Origin of the sequence: Capnocytophaga sp. oral taxon 902, assembly GCF_013394735.1 — a bacterium.
Classification (GTDB): domain Bacteria; phylum Bacteroidota; class Bacteroidia; order Flavobacteriales; family Flavobacteriaceae; genus Capnocytophaga; species Capnocytophaga ochracea.
This window is the reverse complement of the sequence record NZ_CP058261.1, coordinates 1811520-1831464: the sequence shown is the minus strand read 5'-3', so window position 1 is coordinate 1831464 and position 19945 is coordinate 1811520. Positions and strand designations below refer to the sequence as shown.

Below are 19945 nucleotides of genomic sequence, written 5' to 3'. Positions count from 1 at the left end.
AATGAACTAAGCAAGTTTTTAGGTGTTAATATTGTGTTAATTTTTATAACTATTTCAGTTTCACATCGTATTCTAAATGGGCTTGCACTCCACGTTGCTGAGCGATATGTTTCACCTGCTGATAGACTTCATAAGCTTCTACACCCATCTCATTGCACAAGTTCTCGCTTCTCAGATTCGCTCCAAAACGGCGGAACATTGCTTTAAAGTCCATCTCAAAAGTAGGGTAAGAAACGGTGCGATATTCTTTGAGTCCGTTGTCTTTGGCAGCGTAGGCGATAGCATCGTTTAGCGAGCCGATTTCGTCTACCAAACCATTAGCAAGAGCTTCTTTACCGCTCCATACTCTTCCTTGTGCAATGGAGTCTATTTGGGCAACCGTTTTACCACGCCCTTTGGCTACACGGTCTAAAAATACAGTATACACTTGCTCGATAGATTCGGTCATTTCTTTTTTAAATTGTTCAGTAGGTTTTTGGAATACACTATAAAACTGAGCGTTGGGGTGAGTACTTACAGTTTCGGCATTTATACCCCAGTTGGTAGCTAAAACATTTACATTGGGAATTACCCCAAACACCCCAATAGAACCGGTGATAGTACCTGCTTCTGCAAAAATGCGATTAGCATTGCACGCAATATAATAGCCTCCTGAAGCGGCATAGTTACCCATAGAAACATATACCTTTTTCTTCTTTTTAGTAACTTCGATTTCTCGGTGCATCAATTCAGAGGCTAAGGCATCGCCACCAGGGGAATTGATACGAAGCACAATAGCTTTTATATCTTTATTATCGGAGGCTTTGCGCAAGGCACGGATAATGGTTTCATTACCTACGATTTCGGCGCGCCCTTCGCCTTGCATAATCTCACCATCGGCATAGATAACAGCTATCTTATTTTTGGTGTGTTTGCCCGCTGCTTTGCCTACTACGGCTTCGGCATAATCTTCAATATTGATAAAATCGACTTTATCGATGCTTTTACTACCGGTTTTATCACAGATGATTTGCTCGAATTCATCACGGAAAAGAATGCCGTCTATGAGTCCGTTGTTTTTAGCTAACTGGGCAGTACGTCCGCCTACATTGGTAGCTATTTCATTGAGTTTTTCTACGGAAATATTACGACTTTTAGCGATATCGGTAACGATGACGTTCCACATAGCAGAGAGTAATTCGGTGAGTTGCTTGCGGTTGTTATCGCTCATCTTATTGTCTAAGAAAGGTTCTACAGCGCTTTTGTATTTACCGTGGCGAATCACTTCCATTTGTACACCGCTTTTTTCTTGGAGCCCTTTGAAGAAAAGGACTTCAGAAGAGAGCCCTCGAAGCGCAACACTTCCGAGCTGACTAATATACACCTTATCGGCTACGGTTTGGAGATAGTAATCGAGTTGGGAAATTTCATCACTATAAGCTAAGACGAATTTGCCAGAAGTCTTAAAATCCTCCAAAGCTTTACGAAGTTCTTGAGCGAAAGCTAATCCGCCGATGTTACCCGTACTTTTGAGGTAAATACCTTTGATACGCTTGTCGGTTTTGGCGTTCTCAATAGCTTTGAGAGTTGCATTAAGTCCGTTATAGGATTCAGAGGTATAGTCGAAATCCTTAAAGGTTATGCGTTCGCCGTAGTCTACTAATGGTTCTTCAAAAGAGAGTTCGAGTACAGAGTTGTCCTTCACACTCACTTCTTCACCTTTGGCACCACCTACCACTGAGCTTATCATCACAGAAATGAAGATGAGGAAAAGAATAAAACATATCCCCATAGAGATAAAGAATCCGAGGATAGTGGCTAAGAGAGTCTTAAAAAAAGTCATATTGTTGATGTTTTAATGATTATTTTTTAGGTTTTAATTACCTCCTCCATCAGAGGAGCAAGCAGTAAAGGTTACTAATGTTACCGCAATAGCAATAAGGCTGTAAAAAGCCTTTTTCATTTCTTTTATTTGAGTTAATACAGGGGCAAAGATAGGAGAAAATTAACAAATCAGCAAAGTTTTAATACAAAAAAAGAGCTTATCTGGAAAGTTTTATTTTGTGAGGACGATTTGCCAATCGCCCCTACAATGTAACTAAAGCATTTTGATTATCAAGGTAATCAACTTAGCCAAAGTTTGAAAATTCGGCTAAGTATGTAACTATTACTTTTCTGTTTTTATGGCTCTGAGAATTTCTCCTGTCCAGAGTACGAGGCTGGTAGCGCCAATGATGATTGCCCAATCGGTGAGCTTGAGTGGGGTTACGTTGAACATCTGTCCACCAAAAGTAGTGATAAACACTTGACCGATGACAATCACCGTAGCAATAAGTATAAAACCTTGGCTCTTGCCTATATTATAAAAAGTACTCTTTCCGGTACGATAAGCTTTGGCATTGAACATATTCCAGAATTGCAAGAACACGAATATCGAGAAGAACAAGGAAAGTTCATAAGCCGATAGTCCGTTTTTGGGTGCTCCGAAGTGAAAGAAATGACTGAAATAATCAGTAATTGAAAATTGAGTGAGACTGGTGATATCCTCATTTTTAAAGTACTGAATGAAACCAAAAAGCAACACTACAAAGAATCCTCCTACACCAAAAATGCCTTTCGTCATTGGTTTTGTAATGATATTAGCACCACGCGCACGAGGTTTATCGTTCATTACGCGGTTGCTCGGTGGTAAGGACGCTAACGCTAATGCCGCAAAGGTATCCATAATGAGGTTCACCCAGAGCATTTGGGTTACGGTAAGCGGTGACTCTACCCCTAAAAATGCCCCAATGAGCACGATGATACACGCTGCCACATTGATAGTCATCTGGAAGAGGATAAAACGCTGAATGTTTAAATAGAGTGAACGCCCCCACATTACGGCTTTACCGATACTACTGAACGAGTTGTCCAAGATAGTGATATCGGAAGCTTCTTTGGCTACTGAGGTTCCGTCGCCCATTGAAAGACCTACTTGGGCAGCTTTGAGGGCTGGTGCATCGTTGGTACCATCACCGGTTACGGCTACAACTTCGCCTTTTTGTTGCAATAGGTTCACGAGGCGTGCTTTGTCGAGCGGACGTGCGCGTGAAATCACACGTAGGTCGGTAATGCGATCTAAGAGTTCGGTATCGCTCATCGCGGCAAATTCTACGCCGGTGATTTGGTTGCGCTCGGTGCAAGTATCGTCCCACAAATGTATTTGGCGGGCGATTTCGCGAGCGGTACCTGGTGTATCACCGGTTACAATCTTCACCTGAATGCCTGCGTGCAAACACTCTTCAATAGAAGCAGGCACATCAGGGCGTACGGGGTCAGAAATAGCAGTAATACCTATAAAATTTAAGCCATTTATCACTAACTTACCATTTTCGGATATTACCGTATTCGGGTCGTCGATTACTTTATATGCAAAACCGATAGTGCGCATCGCTTGGTTTTGGTATTGTAATAGTTTTGCCTCGAAATCGGCTTGAGGAATATCGGAAAGGAATTTACCCCCCTCGTAGCAAAAAGTCATCACGATTTCGGGAGCTCCTTTTACGTACAATACCGGTTTGCCCAACGCTGGTGATTGCACCAAAGTAGCCATATATTTGCGTTCGGTAGAAAAAGTGAGTTGGTTAAGCACTTCACTCCCTTCGCGTATGGGCAAGTAGTTGGTTCCTTTGCCGTAGAGCCACAATAGGAGTGCTCCTTCGGTAGGATTCCCCAGCACGTTTGGTTTTTCTTTATCAGTAAAATCGAGGTAAGCGGTAGAGTTCACCGCCATCGATTCGGCGATGAGTTTTTCACCTAATTGTTCATCTGTAAAACGATTGAAATAAGTTTCGTAGATAGTCATTTGGTTTTGGGTGAGCGTACCCGTTTTATCGGTACAAATCACGGTAGTAGCGCCCATCGTCTCACAAGCGTGCATCTTGCGCACGAGGTTATTGGTGGCCATCATACTGCGCATACTGTAAGCCAAACTGAGGGTAACACTCATCGGTAAGCCTTCGGGTACCGCAACTACCACCACAGTAATAGCAATCATCGCTGTATTGAGAAGATAGTGACCAAAATCAATCCAATCGATTTGGTTTATGTTATGAGCAGGAAGCGTAAAATATAGGATAAGGCGACCTACAATCACCAAAATTGCAATGGCGTAACTGATTTTGGTAATCATTCCTGCGAGTTTATCCAACTGTTCGTTGAGGGGAGTTTTCACTGTGTTGTCTATCTGAACCCCTTCGAACACTTTGCCATATTCGGTAGCGTCGCCGACCTTTTTCACTTCAAAAATACCGTGACCATCGGATACCGAAGTACCGCGACAAACGTAGTTAGAAGGGTAAGTAGCTTCTGCCTCAAAATCGGCTGGATTGGTGGTTTTGTGTACCAAAGGTTCTCCGGTAAGGGTAGACTCGTTGATATGCATTGATACGGCTTCGAGGAGCTCGCCATCGGCGGGTACTTCTTCTCCGGTTTCCAAAATCACGATATCGCCTACTACAATATCCTTTTTGAGCACTTGTGTAATGTGTTCGTTGCGAATGACTTTATAGTAAATCTCGTCGTTTACCTGATTGAGAATTTCGAATTGTTTATTGGCTTTATGTTCAAAATAGAAAGCGACACCTGTAGCCAAGAGTACAGCAAAGAGAATCCCTATGGGCTCTAAGAAAGCATCGAAACCTTCATTATGCACCATATACTCATAAGTAGATACTCCAAAAGAGAAGACGAGGGCAACGAGAAGAATGATGATAATGGGGTCGGTGAACTTTTCTAAGAATTGTTTCCAAAGCGGTTCGCCTTCTACTGATGAAAGGGAGTTTTCACCGTATTTTTGGCGACTTTCAAGGACTTGCGCATCGGTAAGACCTTTGTAATGGTGTTTATCTGCCATAGTTTTTTGAGTAATTAAAATGCAAAGATAGCTATAATTAGCGAATTAGAAAATTATAAAATGAGAGAATGAGGAAATTAGGGAATTAGGAAATTAGGAAATGAGATGCGAGGTTGAGTTAGAGAAATGAGGCTGTGCCTCAGAAATTAAACAAATTTTAAACAAAATCAAGGCTACGCCTTGTGAAATGAGGAGAGAGGTTTGTCGGAGTTTTCAGAGAATCTTAGAGAGGTTCTGAACTTTCGGAAGATATCGGAGGGATTCGGAAGAGGGGAGAGAGAGTTTTTGATGAAAAAAGGGTGTAAGATGGGTGGGGTTAGCTTATAGAGAGCTTATAGGAAGCTTATACGAATCTTGGACGATTGGTATAGAAAGGGTGTATAAGTGGTTGAATGACAGCATAATACAGCGATGCAAAAAATGGTAAAAAGAGGGTTTCGAGGCGAAAGAAAGAGAATCTTCACCCCGTTCACATACTCTCCTATTCGGAGACTTCTCCCAAGGAGAGGGGGGATATGGCGACGGAAAAATGTTATTATTTGGGTATATAACGGAAAAATAAGTGTATCTTTGCCTTTGGAATTTTATATCTGTAGCAAAATGCAACTTACTTGTATCATTGTAGACGATGAGCCTATGGCGCTCCAACTGCTTGAAAGTTATGTGGTAAAGACCCCTTTTCTGAGGTTAGTGGGCAAATTTAGCAATGCTATTGATGTATTGACGTTCTTATATGAAGGTCGTACACCCGACCTTATCTATATGGATATCCAAATGCCTGAGCTTACAGGGCTTCAGCTTTCTAAAAAGATACCTACCTCTACTAAAATTGTTTTTACTACGGCTTTTGACCAATACGCTATTGAGGGATATAAGGTAAACTCTATTGGATACTTATTGAAACCTTTTGATTATGCTGAGTTTTTGGAGACGGCTCAAAAGGCTTTGCTATTAAGCACACCTTCTGTTACTGAAAAACCGCTCGAAGTAGCGCAGGATTATATGTTTGTAAAGGCGGATTACAAGCAAATAAAGGTGATGTATGATGATATTTTGTATATAGAAAGTCTTAAAGATTACGTAAAAATATACCTCAACAGTCAGCCACATCCTATTGTAACGCTGATGAGCTTGAAGAAATTGGAAGAGGAATTACCGGAAGAACGGTTTATGCGAGTGCATAGGTCGTTTATAGTCGCTCTGGACAAAGTAGAAGTAGTGGAGCGCAACCAAATAGTATTTGGCAAACAACGCATTACGATTGCTGAGAATTGTAGGGAAGCGTTTCTGAATAAAATAATGCCTAATGGTCAATAAAAAAAGTTGCTTGAAAAAATCAAGCAACTTTTTTAATTATTAGCCGTTAGTTGAATAAAGGTTTCTTCTAAGTCTTTATGCTTGTGATTAATTTGTAGTATTTTCAATCCGTTTTCTTTGGCAAAATCAAATACAGTAGGACGCATATCTTCTGAGGTATCGAACTGTAACTGATATAGAAAATCATAGACATTATGCACTGATACTATGTTAGGCAAAGCGCGTAAGAGGCGTTCTTCGACACGAAAATCAAAAGCTACTTCTATAATTTGTTCTTTGTTTTGCAGTTCGGTCATTTTCTTATCTAACACGATGTTACCTTTATGCAATACAATCACACGGTCGGCCAAAGCTTGAATTTCTTGCATAATATGAGAAGATAGCAACACTGTTTTACGCTTACCTAACTCTTTGATAATATGGCGTATTTCTACCAGCTGATTGGGGTCGAGCCCTGTGGTAGGTTCATCGAGTATAAGAATTTCGGGGTCGTGAATAAGCGCAGAAGCCAAGCCTACACGCTGACGATAGCCTTTGGAGAGCGCCTCTATCTTCTTATTACTTTCAGAAGAAAGCCCTGTAAGAGCAATTACCTCTTCAATTCTATCGGAGGGGACTTTGGGGTATAGTTCAGCCATAAAGCGCAGATATTCTCGCACGTACATTTCGGTATACAACGGATTGTGTTCAGGTAAATACCCTATTGTTCTCTGTGCTTCAATAGGATTTTTTAGTATATCAATGCCATTTACTGTTATTGTTCCATCAGTAGGGGTAAGCGCTCCTGTAATCATTTTCATAGTAGTAGATTTACCTGCTCCATTAGGTCCTAAAAAGCCGGTAATTTCACCTTTTTCAAGTTGAAAACTGATAGCATTGACAGCCACTTGCTGTCCGTATATTTTTGTTAGTTGTTGAACTTCTACAGACATCTTATTATATTTTGGGCTCAAAAGTACAAAATAATAAACAATTGACAAGCGTAATAATTAAAAAAGGCTACCCCAATAGAGCTTTGGATAGCCTTCCTTCAGTATATTTAAAAACAAATAGAAGCTAAACTACAAAGGTTTTACAAGAGTTAAGAACCATTCTTTTACATCGCCTTCTAATAGAGGGGCGAGTTTTTCTTCACAAGTTTTGTGGTAGTCATTAAGCCATTTACGCTCTACATCGGTGAGGAGACTCACATTGATGCTTGAGGGCATAAACGGGCAAAGGGTGAGGGTTTCAAAATCGTAGAAGGTACCAAACTCGTTGGTAGCTACTTCACGCACCGTAATGAGGTTCTCGTGACGAATACCGTATTGGTTTTCGAGATATACCCCAGGTTCGTCGGAGCATACCATACCTGCTAATAACACTTGTGGGTTCAGGTCTTTGCGAATATTTTGAGGTCCTTCGTGTACGTTCATAAAGCTGCCTACACCGTGACCTGTACCGTGCCCGTAGTCCTTGTGGTTTTTCCAAAGTGCCATACGTGCATAAGCGTCGAGCTGTACACCACGAGTACCTCTTGGGAATTGTACCATTGCGAGTTGTATCATTCCTTTGAGTACAAGGGTACTATCGTCAATAAACTGTTGACTTACTTTCCCTAATGGAATGGTACGAGTGATATCGGTAGTACCTTCAAGATACTGTCCGCCAGAGTCTACCAAAACGCTACCTTCAGGATGTACCTCTTTACTACCGTGCTTAGGAGCTGAATAGTGCACAATGGCGCCATTACCTTGGTAACCAATGATACTGCCAAAACTTTCGCCTACGAAGTTTTTGCCTTCGGCGCGGAAGTCGCGTAGCTTCTTGCCGATGCTGTATTCGGTCATTGGTTCTTTACCTACTTGGTGAGTGAGCCAATAGAGAAACTTCACCATTGCTACCCCATCGCGTACCATTACGGTGCGGAACCCTTCGAGCTCGCTAGGGTTTTTCACGGCTTTCATCAGGTTGCCAGGAGCGGGAGCTTGCACGAGTTTATTGTCCTTTTGGAGGGCTTCGAATATCGCTTGATTCGTATTAGGGGCGAGGAGTATATTTTGTCCTTTTACGGTAGCCAAATAGTTGTAGAACTCATCATAAGGACGCACGTTTACTTTGGCTGCTGCCAAATGAGCTTCTACCTCAGGGGTGAGTTTAGCTTTATCTACAAAAAGGGTCGCTTCTTTATCGGATAGAGCGATATAACCGAGGAATACAGGGTTGTAAGCCACATCGCTACCGCGGAGGTTGAGTGTCCAAGCTACATCGTCTAAGGCAGTGATAAGGTGCAAGGTAGTGCGGTGGTTAGCCATTGCTTTGCGAATAGCGGTGAGTTTATCGGCTACGGTTTGTCCTGCCCATTTATCGGGGTGTACGAAAATGTGATGAAGAGGGTCTTTTTCGCGGTTCGTCCAGATAAGGTCGATGAGAGGTTTATGTACCAATTTGATATTGTGAGCGGCTAAAGTAGCTTGTAGTTTTTCCCAAGCGATGTGAGAGGTTGCCAAGGCGTTAAGTGCCACAGTAGCCCCAGCAGGAAGTACTGATACGAGCCAATCGGCATAATCGGGGGTACCTTCTACACCGTCCTTGAAGAGGTCGATGCCAGAGCCTTTGAGCTCAATAGCCGATTGTACAAAGTAACGAGAGTCCGTCCACAAGCCGGCTTTATCTTTGGTAACGACTACAAAACCCGCAGAGCCTGTAAATCCAGAGAGCCAAGCGCGTTCGAGCCATTCTTTGGGTAGGTATTCACTAAGGTGAGGGTCGGCGCTGAATACCACAAAAGCGTCGATGTGGTTTTCTTGCATTTTAGAGCGCAAGAGGGATAATTTTTCGGGTGTATTCATTGTTTATAGTTTTTATTCTGGGTAATTCAGATTTTTATCAGTGAGGTGGTGAAGAGTTTCTAAGTATTTCTTAGCTTCATACTTCGCCATTAGGAGGTTGTTGTTGTAGAAATTGCCACATTCTAAAGCTGAGGCACCAGGTATATCACCTTCAAAATTAGCGATATACTCAAAGAGTTCGGTAATCAAAGGGGCGATATCTTTAGAAGTATAGTCGCCAGCGAGAATAAGGTAATTACCGGTCATACAGCCCATAGGCCCCAATAGATAATTTTGTCTTTCCACTCGGGGTTGTTGCGCAACCAAGTAGCGGCAAGGTGCTCGATAGTATGCGTTTCGGGACTGCCAAGTACGGGCTCACGGTAGGGGAGCTTCATACGGATATCGAAAGAGGTAAGCACTTCGTTGCCTACATAGTCTTTACGCGATACATAAATGCCACGCTCGAGTTTGAGGTGGTCGATACAAAAACTTGCTATTCTTTCCATTTTATTTAGCTAAGAGTTAAGAGATAAGAGGTAAGAAATGATACCTTTATATTTTAACTCGTTGTTAATTGATATTTAGTTGAATTTCTTGAGTGAAATCGGAGTAGTCTTCTATTTTGAAAGCGCGAATATCTCTTACTGAAAGGCAAAACCATTTGATATTTTTTAGGCTTTGTATAGCACGAAAAAGGGTTCGCAAATCGCCTTCAGTAGCATAAGTACTCCCTTGTATCCAATAAAAATTATTTTGCTTAAGTACTTTTCTAATTTCAGCATAAGCGTTGTGATATGGATCTTTATAATGTTTCTTTAGCTCAGAAACTATTAAGTCAAAAGCTATAGCGTGCATAATTCTTCCTCTTCTACGGGTTTAAACATATCTTCTTTTTCAAAGAATAATTCGCCATTGTCCGTCTTTACTTCAATGACAATTCCTATAAAAGGATTTTGTTCTATTTCGGTAATGGTAGCTTCTACCCAATCGGGTTTCCCTGTGAGTTGAGGAGAAACCCACACGCGTTGTCCTATGTTAAATTTACTTTCCATTTTGTTTAGGTAAGAGATAAGAGGTAAGAGATGATACCTTTACTTCTTGTTAATTGATATTTAGTTGAAATTCTTGAGTAAAGTTGTTTAGGAGTGTCTGAATTTTCGGAGAAGCTCGGAGAGTTTCTGAAAAAACTCTAACGTCTGACACCTAATAAACTACCCCGCAAAGGTATTAAACCTATCATTAAAAAACAAATGTTTTAAGGAAATTGTTTTAAAGATCTGTAATTCCACTAGTAGAGATATTACTCTTAATCACCATTTTCTTATGTGTTTTAGTCGTTTTAATAATACAAAAAGGACGACTCAACTTTTTTACTTATCATCAAAAATATGGAGTATATTCAGGTAAAAGATAAAAAATAATGTGATACAAAGATATGATTTTTAGAAGATAAAAACAAAAAAAAACATTGCCAAAGTTTGTATGTAACTTTAGCAATGTTAAGCACGGGTGGAGGGATTCGAACCCCCATCAACGGTTTTGGAGACCGCTATTCTACCCTTGAACTACACCCGTATTTTAAAAAAGTTTTGAGTTTTTATGCTCAAAACTTTTTTGTATTAAATAATATTTAACCTAACCTTCTAAGCTAATTAGTCAAGAATTTCAGTTACTTGACCAGCACCTACGGTACGACCACCTTCGCGGATAGCGAAACGGAGACCTACGTTAAGAGCGATAGGTTGCAACAATTCTACTTCGATAGTTACGTTATCACCTGGCATAACCATATCAACGCCTGGTTGCAAGTGGATAGTACCGGTTACGTCGGTTGTACGTACGTAGAATTGAGGACGGTAGTTGTTGTGGAATGGAGTGTGACGACCCCCTTCTTCTTTAGAAAGGATATACACCTCAGCTTTGAATTTAGCGTGTGGAGTTACAGAACCTGGTTTGCAGATTACCATACCACGTTTGATGTCTTTTTTGTCGATACCACGAAGCAACAAACCTACGTTGTCACCAGCTTCACCACGGTCGAGGATTTTGCGGAACATTTCAACCCCAGTAATAGTAGAGGTTAACTTATCAGCACCCATACCGATGATTTCAACTGCATCACCTGTTTTAGCTTCACCAGTTTCGATACGACCTGTAGCAACGGTACCACGACCGGTGATAGTGAACACGTCTTCGATAGGCATCAAGAATGGTTTATCTACGTCACGAGTTGGAAGTTCAATCCATTTATCAACAGCGTCCATAAGGGCAAGAACGCTATCAACCCATTTCTTTTCGCCGTTAAGAGCACCAAGAGCTGAACCTTGTATGATAGGAGTGTTATCGCCATCGTATTGGTAAGAGCTCAAAAGCTCGCGCATTTCGAGTTCTACGAGTTCCAACAATTCTGGGTCATCTACCATATCTACTTTGTTCATAAACACAACGATACGAGGAATACCTACTTGGCGACCGAGGAGGATGTGCTCACGAGTTTGAGGCATAGGTCCATCGGTAGCGGCAACTACGAGGATAGCACCGTCCATTTGGGCAGCACCTGTAATCATATTTTTTACGTAGTCGGCGTGGCCAGGACAGTCTACGTGTGCGTAGTGACGAGTAGCTGTTTGGTATTCTACGTGAGAGGTATTAATGGTAATACCACGTTCTTTTTCTTCGGGAGCGTTGTCGATTGAATCGAAGCTACGAACTTCTGAAAGACCAGCATCGGCTAATACTTTAGTAATAGCGGCTGTCAAAGTTGTTTTACCGTGATCCACGTGTCCAATAGTACCAATATTCAAGTGGGGTTTGGAACGATCAAATGTTTCTTTTGCCATTTTTAAATAAATTTTAAATCTTAGTTATATAAATGAGTGTTTGATGTGTGTACAAAATACGTGAGAGCTGATGACGAGATTTGAACTCGTGACCTCTTCCTTACCAAGGAAGTGCTCTACCCCTGAGCTACATCAGCATACAAAAAAAGAGCGGGAGACGAGGTTCGAACTCGCGACATTCAGCTTGGAAGGCTGACGCTCTACCAACTGAGCTACTCCCGCAAAAAAAATAAAAATATGACAGTGGGGAGAACAGGATTCGAACCTGTGAAGGTAAAACCAGCAGATTTACAGTCTGCCCTCGTTGGCCACTTGAGTATCTCCCCCGAATATTTGAACTATTAAAATATGTACTTTTTTTGAGCCGGCAGAGGGATTCGAACCCACGACCCCGAGATTACAAATCACGTGCTCTGGCCAACTGAGCTATGCCGGCGTCTATCTTTTTACAGAGCGCAAAAGTATAACATTTTTTTTTATCGACAAAATTTTTAGCACTTTTTTTACGAAAATATTTTGACTGTAAATACAAACATTTGAATATCAGATGTATTTTATGAATAATATGTTTTAACTTTATTGCTATTTTTTTAGCTTACGTGAATAATTAGCCAATTAGGGTTTGGCAAAGCTTTGCGATATAAAAGTAAACAAAAATACGATACGAACCACACGAGCAGGTGTGGGGCATACGGACAAGTAATAAGGTTTAAATGGGGGATAAGTGGGGTTACAGTGGCTCTACAGTGGCTCTACAGTGGCTCTACAGTGGGGCAAGAATGAAGTAAAGACAAATAAAAGGTGAAGAATGAATGAAGAAAACTTCTATGATTGATAAAGGAATCAAGGGGAGTTGTAGAAGGTAAGCTTATGCACAAGAATGTTTTGGTTGTTTTGAACTAACATAAGTCTTTAAAATTGCTCTAATACTTGTATGCGTTTGCGAATAGGTGGGTGGGTGGCGAACATTGCAAAAAAGCCTTCGGCTTTATAGTCGATGAAGAGTTCTTTTACTTCGTCGTTATCCACACCTTCGATGGTGGAGTGCCCTGAGATTTTCTTTAAGGCATTGGCTAATGCCAAAGACTTATGGGTCATTTCAACAGCTCCTGCATCAGCCATATATTCGCGACTGCGAGAAAGTGCTAACTTAAAGAGTATTGAAAAGAAATAGACAACCCCTGCTACCAATAAGACTACCAGCACAACAGCTCCTCCCCCACCCTTTTCGTTTCGCCTATTGCGTGAAGAATACAACTGACTATTGAGCATCGTGCGGAAAGCGATATTGGCAATCGTGGCAAAAATACCTACAAACACAATGGTAATAATAAGCAAACGGACATCGCGATTGCGGATATGGGTAAGTTCGTGAGCTATCACCCCTTCGAGTTCATCGTCGTTAAGCGTGTTGATAATACCACGTGTGAGGGTGACGGCAAAGGTCTTTTGGTTGATACCGGAAGCAAAAGCATTGAGCGCATCGCTTTCTATAATATAGAGCTTGGGCATAGGCATTCCGACGCTCATACAAAGGTTCTCGGTGAGGTTATACACCCGCATATTCTCACGGCGTTCTAAGGGACGAGAGTGAGTGGCGGTTTGTATCATTTGGGTATTGAAGAAGTAGGAGATTACAAACCATATAGCTACCCCTATCAGCACCACAGGGACTACTGAAAGGAATTGAGCATTCACAGTCTCTATATCTTGGTCGTTAAGCATATACAATACCGCATAGGTTCCCGCAAGGATTAGCAAGGGGAAGGCTAATAAATACAGAACAGACTTGGTGTTATTTCGTGCGATTTGTTGTCGGATACCAAGATATTGCATAATTTAAGTTTTTATTATTACCGGATTTTCTTTACTTGCAAAGATAGGAGTGGCAAAGATATTAGTTTTATATGAGAATACCAAACAATGTTCAAAAAAACAAATAAAGGAGACGCTATAAAACATCTCCTTTATATATCTTCTATGCATTCGATTAGCTAAACGAAATCTCTGGAGCTTTATCCAACTGCTGGCGTTGTTCTGTACCCAAATCGAAGAAGGGTTGTGGAGTCATTTTCTTGAAACCTGCTACAATGTTAGTAGGTATCGATTGGATAGCGGTATTCAGCTCTTTGGTAGTAGAGTTGAAGAAGCGACGCACTGACGCCAATTTATTTTCTATATCGGCAATTTCTTGTTGGAGGTGCATAAAGTTAGTATTCGCTTTCAAATCAGGATAAGCTTCTACTTGGATATTGAAAGCACCCATAGCAGAAGAGAGTTCTTTCTCAGCTGCAATCTTATCGTTTATATCAGTAGCGCTCATAGCACGACTGCGCGCTTGAGTGATTTTGGTGAGCACATCGGACTCGTGAGTCATATAGCCTTTTACAGCTGCTACCAGTTGAGGAATAAGGTCGTGACGTTGCTTGAGTTGCACATCGATATCAGCAAAGGCGTTCTCACGATTATTGGCTAATGCTACCAATTTATTATTGGCACTAATGTACCAAAATACTACAATCACTATGATTGCGATGGTTATTATAAGTCCCATATCTAATTTAATAATTTACAATTAATATTAACAATTAAAACTATGCCTCCAATGAGGAATTGAATAATTAAAGTCTTTTTTTAGCTTGGTTTTATCTAACACTGAGTAGGCTGGGCGCGTTACTTTGCTTGGAAACTCATCGGAACGACAGGGTAATACTTTACAATTATTACCCGATTGCGCTACAATAGTTACTGCAAAGTCATACCACGAGCAAACTCCTTCGTTAGAGAAGTGATAGACCTCACATTTGCCTTTATACCAAAGGTTTTCGACTGCTTGCACAATAAAATCGGCTAAATCAGAAGCGTTGGTAGGGGTACCTACTTGATCGAATACTACTTTTAGTTCAGTACGTTCGGCACTGAGACGCTGAATAGTCTTTACAAAGTTATGACCGAAACGCAATGAGTACAACCACGCTGTACGGATAATGAGATGTTCAATGCCTGCTTGTTGTATTGCTTGTTCGCCTGCTAATTTAGTACGCCCATACACCCCAAGAGGTGTGGTTGGGTCGGTTTCGGTATAAGGAGTGTTTTTACTTCCTCCGAAGACATAATCGGTGGAAATATGAATAAGAGGCAAGTTGTGTTCTTTACAAACAGTTGCTAAATTCTCGACTGCTGTATGGTTGATAAGAGTTGCGAGAGCTGAGTCGTCTTCGGCCTTATCTACATTGGTATAAGCTGCACAATTGACAATGACACCAATATTATTGAGTTGCACAAAAGCACGAATAGCTTGGACATCACAGATGTCCAAGCTATTTATATCCGTGAAATAGTAGCAACTTTTCTTGTGAGGATTAGCCTGAATTTCAGAACCTAATTGCCCACTACCTCCAGTTACTAAAACATTCATTTACTATTAGCTAACAGCGTAAGCGTTACTATCTACCTCTACGCTTTGTTTATCGCGAAAGCTATTATATAATCTGTTTACATCTGCTTTATACTTATCGGGCACATTATTGCCATAAGTTCTGTTAAGCTCTATAAACTTTTGTTTTAAATCAGGAGTAATTGCAGTGTTGAAATTCTCCATATACAAAATGTGTTCTACTAATTTTACAAATTCTTCCATAGTTCTATAAATGTTTAATCATTGTTTGACGAGGCAAAAGTACGAATAAATTTATTATTGACAAAAAAATAGTTATCAATTTAAATTAACAGGTTATTAACAGAGTTATCAACAGGAGGAATTTAGATAAAAGGTAAAAGGTAAAAGATAAAAGGTAAAATTAGTGAAAATAAAAGATTTTTTGAAGAGCAAAGGTAAGGTGAAGAAAATTAGAGAATTAGAAAATTAGAGAATTAGAAAAATTATTGGAGTTTATAGTATTTTTATTATCTTTGCGCTCTGTAAAACATCATTAAAACATTCATAAAAAAACATTTATCATTATGGGAATTTTTGACAAACGCGAGAACTACAAACCTTTTGAATATCCTGAGGTTATGGAGTTTGTGAACGCTATGCACAAATCGTTTTGGGTACACTCTGAAGTGGAGTTTACTGCCGATATTCAGGATTTTAAATCGGAGTTAACACCTGTAGAAAAAGAGGCAGTGAAACGTGCTCTATTAGGTATCGCCCAAGTGGAAGTATCAGTAAAGACTTTCTGGGGAGACCTCTATGACCTCTTCCCTAAACCTGAATTCAACGGATTAGGGGCTACTTTTGCCGAATGTGAGTTCCGCCACAGCGAGGCTTACGCACGCTTATTGGAGGTTTTGGGCTACAACAACGAGTTTGAAAACTTATTGGAGGTACCTGTTTTTAAAGAACGCAGTAATGTATTAAAAGAATACTTGGCTAAAAATCGTGAGAACGCTATGGAGCGGATTCTGTTTTTCACATTGATTATTGAGAATGCTTCGTTGTTCAGTCAGTTTGCTACTATTCTTTCATTTACGCGTTTTAAAGGGTTCTTGAAAAACGTAGCGAATATTATTGCGTGGACATCGGTAGACGAACAGTTACACGCCAATGCAGGTATTTACATTCTCAAAAAAATATTTGAAGAAAATCCAGAAATGAAAGCTAAAGCCGAAGAAGATGCAACTACTTTTATCCGTAGTTATATCACTTTGGAAGACAAGATGCTAGACTGGATTTTTGAACAAGGTGAATTGGAGTTTTTTAGCAAAAAAGACTTGTCGAACTATATGCGTTATCGTTTGGACGACTCGCTTACACAATTGGGATTAGGAAAGCCTTTTGGTATTTCGGGAGAGGAAGCTAAACCGATGATGTGGTTTGAGGAGGAAGTGTTCAGCAATGAGCTTGACGATTTCTTTGCCAAACGCCCTACTGCTTATACTAAACACGACAAGAGTATTAGCGAAAACGATTTGTTTTAGATAAAGAAAGAGGTAAGAAGTAAGTTTCTTACCTCTTATTTTTTACTTGAATGCCAAAGGTCTATCGGTAGAAAAAACTTGTATACCTTTCTTTGCCCACTCGGTATATAGGTAGTCGCCTTTGGTAGCAGCACGCTTATCTAAGTTACCTAATGTACCTAATATGGCAGGTATTTTTAGTTGGTTTAAACGCTCGTACAGCTGATCAGGAGCTAAACGAATACCGGTGAAAGCTAACAACTTCTGTTTAGGAATACCTGTTTGCAAAATACGGTTTAGTTCGTCTTCATTGCGGGCGCTCACCGAAAGGAGCATCTCAGGAGCTACCTTATGCAAGGCTTCGGCTTGTGCAGTGTTATAACTGATAAGCACCACTTGCGCTTCCATCTTCTCTTCGCGCACTAAATCTACCACTTTTTGATAAGAAATACCCTTTTTAAAATCTAACATTAAGTACCCCTTATGAGTTTTACACCACGAAAGTACATCTTTTAAAAACGGAATCTGAAAAGCAGTTACATTGCCAAACTCATCTTTGAGTTTTTCAGTGCGCAACTGTTCGGTAGTAAGGGCTGATACAACTCCTTGACCTGTGGCGGTACGTCCTAACTTATCGTCGTGCATCAGGAGCAAATCGCCGTCGGCACTCTCGAAGATATCTATCTCAAAGCTGTGTATTCCTTTCTTGGAAAGGTACTGAATGCTTTCCAAACAGTTTTCGGGATAGCCTTTAAGTTGCTCTCCTCCCCCACCCCGATGAGCAGAAACAATGGGTTTGGAGGTGAAATACATTTGGTTAGTAATCTCCTCTTGGGGGATTATCTGTCCGGTTGAGGGGCTTTTGCAAGCCATTGCGAGGCACAAAAGCGATAAAGTGATGATATATTTCTTCATTAAAAACATATTTTTTTTGCAAAGATAAAGAAAATATAGAAATGAGAAAATGAGAGAATGAGAGAATGAGAAAAGTGCGAGGCCTTAGGCCTTAGGCCATAGGCACTAGGAATGCGACGAAAAAGTGACAAGAAAATTAGAGAATTAGGAAATGAGAAAATGTGGAAATGAGAAAATGTGGAAATGAGAAAATGTGGAAATGAGAAAATGTGGAAGTGAGAAAATGTGGAAATGAGGAAATGGGAGAATGAGAGAATGAGGAGGAGGCTACAAGAATTGCACTAGCGGAGGGTTTGTTAGTTTATTCAACTTTGCCAAAGTTTGAGATGAAAAAGCGATGTGTTGGGACGGTTAGGAGTATTCGGAAGGAAACAGAGAAGAACGGAAGAGAGCTGAGAAGAATTTTGGAGAAAAAAGGCTGTAAGGAGGGTGGGGTTAGCTTATAGAGAGCTTATAGGAAGCTTATACGAATCTTGGACGATTGGTATAGAAAGGGTGTATAAGTAGTTGATTCATACTGTGATACAACAGCGCTAAAAATGTTAAAAACGGGGTTTCGAGGCGAAAGAAAAGGGAATAGGTGATAGGCCTTAGGGCATAGGCATTAGGGGGGAGTATGACAGAAAAGAGAATTAGCAAATTAGAGAATTGGGAAATTAGCAAATTTGTAGGAGAAGTTTAGTGGGAGTGTGGTGGCAGAAAAAGAGAATTAGCAAATTGGAAAATTGGGAAATTAGCAAATTTGTGGGAGGAGTTTAGTGGGAGTGTGGTGGCGGAAAGGCGGAGGAAAAGCGATTGAAAAATAGCATTTTGTTATATCGAACTGACATAAATTCAAAAAAATATTCGTACCTTTGCCGTTCATAAACTCTCAACTAAAAAAGTGGAAAATATACAAGCTATAAAACAGCGATTTAGCATTATTGGCAACGACCCTAAGCTGAATCGCGCTATCGAAAAAGCTATACAAGTAGCCCCTACTGACATTTCGGTACTCATCACCGGAGAAAGTGGGGTGGGAAAAGAGGTTATACCGCGCATCATTCACTCGCTGTCTCTACGCAAACACGGTAAATACATAGCCGTAAACTGCGGAGCAATCCCCGAAGGGACTATCGATTCAGAACTTTTTGGTCACGAAAAAGGCGCTTTTACGGGAGCTACCGCTACCCGTAGTGGATATTTTGAGGAAGCCGATGGCGGGACTATCTTCTTGGACGAGGTAGGTGAATTGCCCCTCACTACCCAAGTGCGCCTCTTGCGGGTGCTCGAGAATGGCGAGTTCATAAAAGTAGGTTCGTCGGTAGTGCAGAAGACAAATGTACGCATTGTGGCAGCTACCAATGTGCAAATGCAAGAAGCTATTAAAAAAGGACGTTTTCGCGAAGACCTTTACTACCGACTCAGCACAGTAGAGATACATTTGCCTCCTTTGCGCGAACGCAAAGACGATATCCACTTGCTTTTCCGCAAGTTTGCTTCGGATTTTGCCGAGAAATACAAAATGCCTCCTGTGAAGCTCAGCGAAGATGCGGTACATCTGCTCACGAACTACCGTTGGAGCGGGAATATCCGTCAGTTGCGCAATGTAGCCGAACAGATTTCGGTACTTGAACAGCGCAGGGATATTACAGCGAGTATTTTGCGCACCTACTTACCTGATGAGGGTAGCAATCTACCACAGGTTGTACCTCAGCAAGCGCGCCAGGATAGTGATTTTAGCAACGAACGCGAATTGCTTTACAAGGTGCTTTTCGATATGAAATCTGACCTCAACGACTTGAAAAAGCTTACCCTTGAACTGCTACAACACGGCAATTCAGCCCAAGTACAACAGGACAACGAGGGACTTATTCACCGCATCTACGGCAATGATTCACACAAGAATGAGGCGAGCTCTCCGGCTTATTCTATCATTCCCGTACCTCCTACCGAGAAGGAAATCCTATCTCACGAAGAGGTGTACGACTATGAGGAAGCTGCGGAAGAAGAGCGTTTTTCACTCCAAGAGCAAGAACGCGAGATGATACGCAAGTCGTTAGAACACAACGGTGGCAAGCGCAAGGAAACCGCCAAAGCCTTGGGGATTTCGGAGCGGACGCTATATCGCAAACTAAAACAGTATAATATGATTTAGGCACTAAGCTTTGGGGCATAAGCCTCAGGCAATAGGAGGTCAGAGGAGAGAACTTTCTGTTCAGCCGGAAGAGGCGGAGTTTTGGGAAAGGATTGTTAATTATTAATACCAATTAAGAGGTTGGGCTAACTTTTTGATTATAAACATC

At 41.0% G+C, this 19945-nt stretch carries 16 protein-coding genes, 5 tRNA genes and 1 pseudogene; 4 read left to right on the top strand and 18 right to left on the bottom strand.

Translation table 11 applies throughout. From position 1 onward, the window contains the following. Positions 1 to 49: 49 nt before the first annotated feature. A complete protein-coding gene (sppA, locus tag HW278_RS07860) occupies positions 50 to 1822 on the bottom strand; it encodes a signal peptide peptidase SppA (RefSeq protein ID WP_178977466.1) in 1773 nt (590 codons plus the stop codon). Between the two features lie 324 nt (positions 1823 to 2146). Further along, a complete protein-coding gene (locus tag HW278_RS07855; protein WP_178977465.1) occupies positions 2147 to 4873 on the bottom strand; it encodes a calcium-translocating P-type ATPase, PMCA-type in 2727 nt (908 codons plus the stop codon). A 600-nt stretch (positions 4874 to 5473) separates the two neighbouring features. Between HW278_RS07855 and HW278_RS07850 the strand changes: the two genes are divergently transcribed. Beyond that, positions 5474 to 6190 (top strand): LytR/AlgR family response regulator transcription factor, encoded by a 717-nt coding sequence (locus HW278_RS07850; protein ID WP_178977464.1) that lies wholly within the window; start codon positions 5474 to 5476, stop codon positions 6188 to 6190. A 32-nt stretch (positions 6191 to 6222) separates the two neighbouring features. Here HW278_RS07850 and gldA read toward each other — a convergent pair whose 3' ends face one another. The 11 genes and pseudogenes from gldA to HW278_RS07795 all read right to left on the bottom strand — a co-directional run bounded on the left by gldA (position 6223) and on the right by HW278_RS07795 (position 12279). Further along, the gene (gene gldA / locus HW278_RS07845) at positions 6223 to 7122 is read right to left on the bottom strand and encodes a gliding motility-associated ABC transporter ATP-binding subunit GldA (protein ID WP_048745480.1); all 900 of its coding nucleotides are present in this window, start codon (positions 7120 to 7122) and stop codon (positions 6223 to 6225) included. Positions 7123 to 7251: 129 nt separating this feature from the next. Then, positions 7252 to 9021: an aminopeptidase P family protein gene (locus tag HW278_RS07840; protein WP_178977463.1), complete on the bottom strand. Its 1770-nt coding sequence runs from the start codon at positions 9019 to 9021 to the stop codon at positions 7252 to 7254. Positions 9022 to 9033: 12 nt separating this feature from the next. After that, a pseudogene (locus tag HW278_RS07835) lies at positions 9034 to 9509 on the bottom strand (S-ribosylhomocysteine lyase). A gap of 64 nt (positions 9510 to 9573) precedes the next feature. Continuing rightward, entirely contained in the window at positions 9574 to 9858 is a 285-nt protein-coding gene (locus HW278_RS07830) for a virulence protein (RefSeq protein WP_178977462.1), read from the bottom strand. Further along, the gene (locus HW278_RS07825) at positions 9846 to 10055 is read right to left on the bottom strand and encodes a transcriptional regulator (RefSeq protein WP_106095943.1); all 210 of its coding nucleotides are present in this window, start codon (positions 10053 to 10055) and stop codon (positions 9846 to 9848) included. The genes HW278_RS07830 and HW278_RS07825 overlap by 13 nt, the downstream gene beginning before the upstream one ends. A gap of 452 nt (positions 10056 to 10507) precedes the next feature. Continuing rightward, positions 10508 to 10578 (bottom strand) — tRNA-Trp (locus HW278_RS07820). A 77-nt stretch (positions 10579 to 10655) separates the two neighbouring features. After that, on the bottom strand, positions 10656 to 11843 hold the full coding sequence (gene tuf, locus HW278_RS07815) for an elongation factor Tu (RefSeq protein ID WP_016478559.1): 1188 nt from the start codon (positions 11841 to 11843) through the stop codon (positions 10656 to 10658). A gap of 65 nt (positions 11844 to 11908) precedes the next feature. Next, positions 11909 to 11980: transfer RNA gene (locus HW278_RS07810), tRNA-Thr, on the bottom strand. A gap of 12 nt (positions 11981 to 11992) precedes the next feature. Continuing rightward, a tRNA-Gly gene (locus HW278_RS07805) sits at positions 11993 to 12065 on the bottom strand. 22 nt (positions 12066 to 12087) lie between these two features. Next, positions 12088 to 12169, bottom strand: a tRNA-Tyr gene (locus HW278_RS07800). Positions 12170 to 12205: 36 nt separating this feature from the next. Further along, positions 12206 to 12279 (bottom strand) — tRNA-Thr (locus HW278_RS07795). Between the two features lie 197 nt (positions 12280 to 12476). Between HW278_RS07795 and HW278_RS07790 the strand changes: the two genes are divergently transcribed. Then, complete coding sequence (locus HW278_RS07790) at positions 12477 to 12626, top strand: hypothetical protein (protein WP_178976535.1); 150 nt, start codon at positions 12477 to 12479, stop codon at positions 12624 to 12626. Between the two features lie 129 nt (positions 12627 to 12755). On the opposite strand, the gene HW278_RS07785 is transcribed toward HW278_RS07790, so the two are convergent. From HW278_RS07785 to HW278_RS07770, 4 genes are all read right to left on the bottom strand, one after another. Continuing rightward, on the bottom strand, positions 12756 to 13679 hold the full coding sequence (locus tag HW278_RS07785; RefSeq protein ID WP_178977461.1) for a M48 family metallopeptidase: 924 nt from the start codon (positions 13677 to 13679) through the stop codon (positions 12756 to 12758). Between the two features lie 154 nt (positions 13680 to 13833). Next, positions 13834 to 14397: a LemA family protein gene (locus HW278_RS07780; RefSeq protein ID WP_009410846.1), complete on the bottom strand. Its 564-nt coding sequence runs from the start codon at positions 14395 to 14397 to the stop codon at positions 13834 to 13836. A gap of 27 nt (positions 14398 to 14424) precedes the next feature. Next, positions 14425 to 15261 carry a dTDP-4-dehydrorhamnose reductase gene (gene rfbD / locus HW278_RS07775; RefSeq protein ID WP_178977460.1) on the bottom strand — a complete coding sequence of 279 codons (837 nt, stop codon included), beginning with the start codon at positions 15259 to 15261 and terminating at the stop codon, positions 14425 to 14427. A 6-nt stretch (positions 15262 to 15267) separates the two neighbouring features. Beyond that, positions 15268 to 15483, bottom strand: a complete 216-nt coding sequence (locus HW278_RS07770) for a hypothetical protein (RefSeq protein ID WP_002675130.1) — start codon at positions 15481 to 15483, stop codon at positions 15268 to 15270. A 323-nt stretch (positions 15484 to 15806) separates the two neighbouring features. Between HW278_RS07770 and HW278_RS07765 the strand changes: the two genes are divergently transcribed. Then, positions 15807 to 16766 carry a ribonucleotide-diphosphate reductase subunit beta gene (locus tag HW278_RS07765; RefSeq protein WP_002675128.1) on the top strand — a complete coding sequence of 320 codons (960 nt, stop codon included), beginning with the start codon at positions 15807 to 15809 and terminating at the stop codon, positions 16764 to 16766. 42 nt (positions 16767 to 16808) lie between these two features. Here HW278_RS07765 and HW278_RS07760 read toward each other — a convergent pair whose 3' ends face one another. Further along, positions 16809 to 17669 carry a glycerophosphodiester phosphodiesterase family protein gene (locus HW278_RS07760; RefSeq protein WP_178977459.1) on the bottom strand — a complete coding sequence of 287 codons (861 nt, stop codon included), beginning with the start codon at positions 17667 to 17669 and terminating at the stop codon, positions 16809 to 16811. A gap of 874 nt (positions 17670 to 18543) precedes the next feature. Here HW278_RS07760 and HW278_RS07755 point away from each other — a divergent pair. Continuing rightward, the gene (locus HW278_RS07755; RefSeq protein WP_009419829.1) at positions 18544 to 19797 is read left to right on the top strand and encodes a sigma-54 interaction domain-containing protein; all 1254 of its coding nucleotides are present in this window, start codon (positions 18544 to 18546) and stop codon (positions 19795 to 19797) included. Positions 19798 to 19945 lie beyond the last annotated feature (148 nt).

Bases quoted from the DNA above. Each gene is read 5' to 3' on its own strand.
- HW278_RS07780 (WP_009410846.1), bottom strand. From the start codon at position 14,397: ATGGGACTTATAATAACCATCGCAATCATAGTGATTGTAGTATTTTGG.
- HW278_RS07850 (WP_178977464.1), top strand. From the start codon at position 5,474: ATGCAACTTACTTGTATCATTGTAGACGATGAGCCTATGGCGCTCCAA.
- HW278_RS07765 (WP_002675128.1), top strand. From the start codon at position 15,807: ATGGGAATTTTTGACAAACGCGAGAACTACAAACCTTTTGAATATCCT.
- HW278_RS07840 (WP_178977463.1), bottom strand. From the start codon at position 9,021: ATGAATACACCCGAAAAATTATCCCTCTTGCGCTCTAAAATGCAAGAA.
- gldA (WP_048745480.1), bottom strand. From the start codon at position 7,122: ATGTCTGTAGAAGTTCAACAACTAACAAAAATATACGGACAGCAAGTG.
- HW278_RS07855 (WP_178977465.1), bottom strand. From the start codon at position 4,873: ATGGCAGATAAACACCATTACAAAGGTCTTACCGATGCGCAAGTCCTT.
- HW278_RS07770 (WP_002675130.1), bottom strand. From the start codon at position 15,483: ATGGAAGAATTTGTAAAATTAGTAGAACACATTTTGTATATGGAGAAT.
- tuf (WP_016478559.1), bottom strand. From the start codon at position 11,843: ATGGCAAAAGAAACATTTGATCGTTCCAAACCCCACTTGAATATTGGT.
- HW278_RS07830 (WP_178977462.1), bottom strand. From the start codon at position 9,858: ATGCACGCTATAGCTTTTGACTTAATAGTTTCTGAGCTAAAGAAACAT.
- HW278_RS07785 (WP_178977461.1), bottom strand. From the start codon at position 13,679: ATGCAATATCTTGGTATCCGACAACAAATCGCACGAAATAACACCAAG.
- HW278_RS07760 (WP_178977459.1), bottom strand. From the start codon at position 17,669: ATGTTTTTAATGAAGAAATATATCATCACTTTATCGCTTTTGTGCCTC.
- HW278_RS07825 (WP_106095943.1), bottom strand. From the start codon at position 10,055: ATGGAAAGTAAATTTAACATAGGACAACGCGTGTGGGTTTCTCCTCAA.
- sppA (WP_178977466.1), bottom strand. From the start codon at position 1,822: ATGACTTTTTTTAAGACTCTCTTAGCCACTATCCTCGGATTCTTTATC.
- rfbD (WP_178977460.1), bottom strand. From the start codon at position 15,261: ATGAATGTTTTAGTAACTGGAGGTAGTGGGCAATTAGGTTCTGAAATT.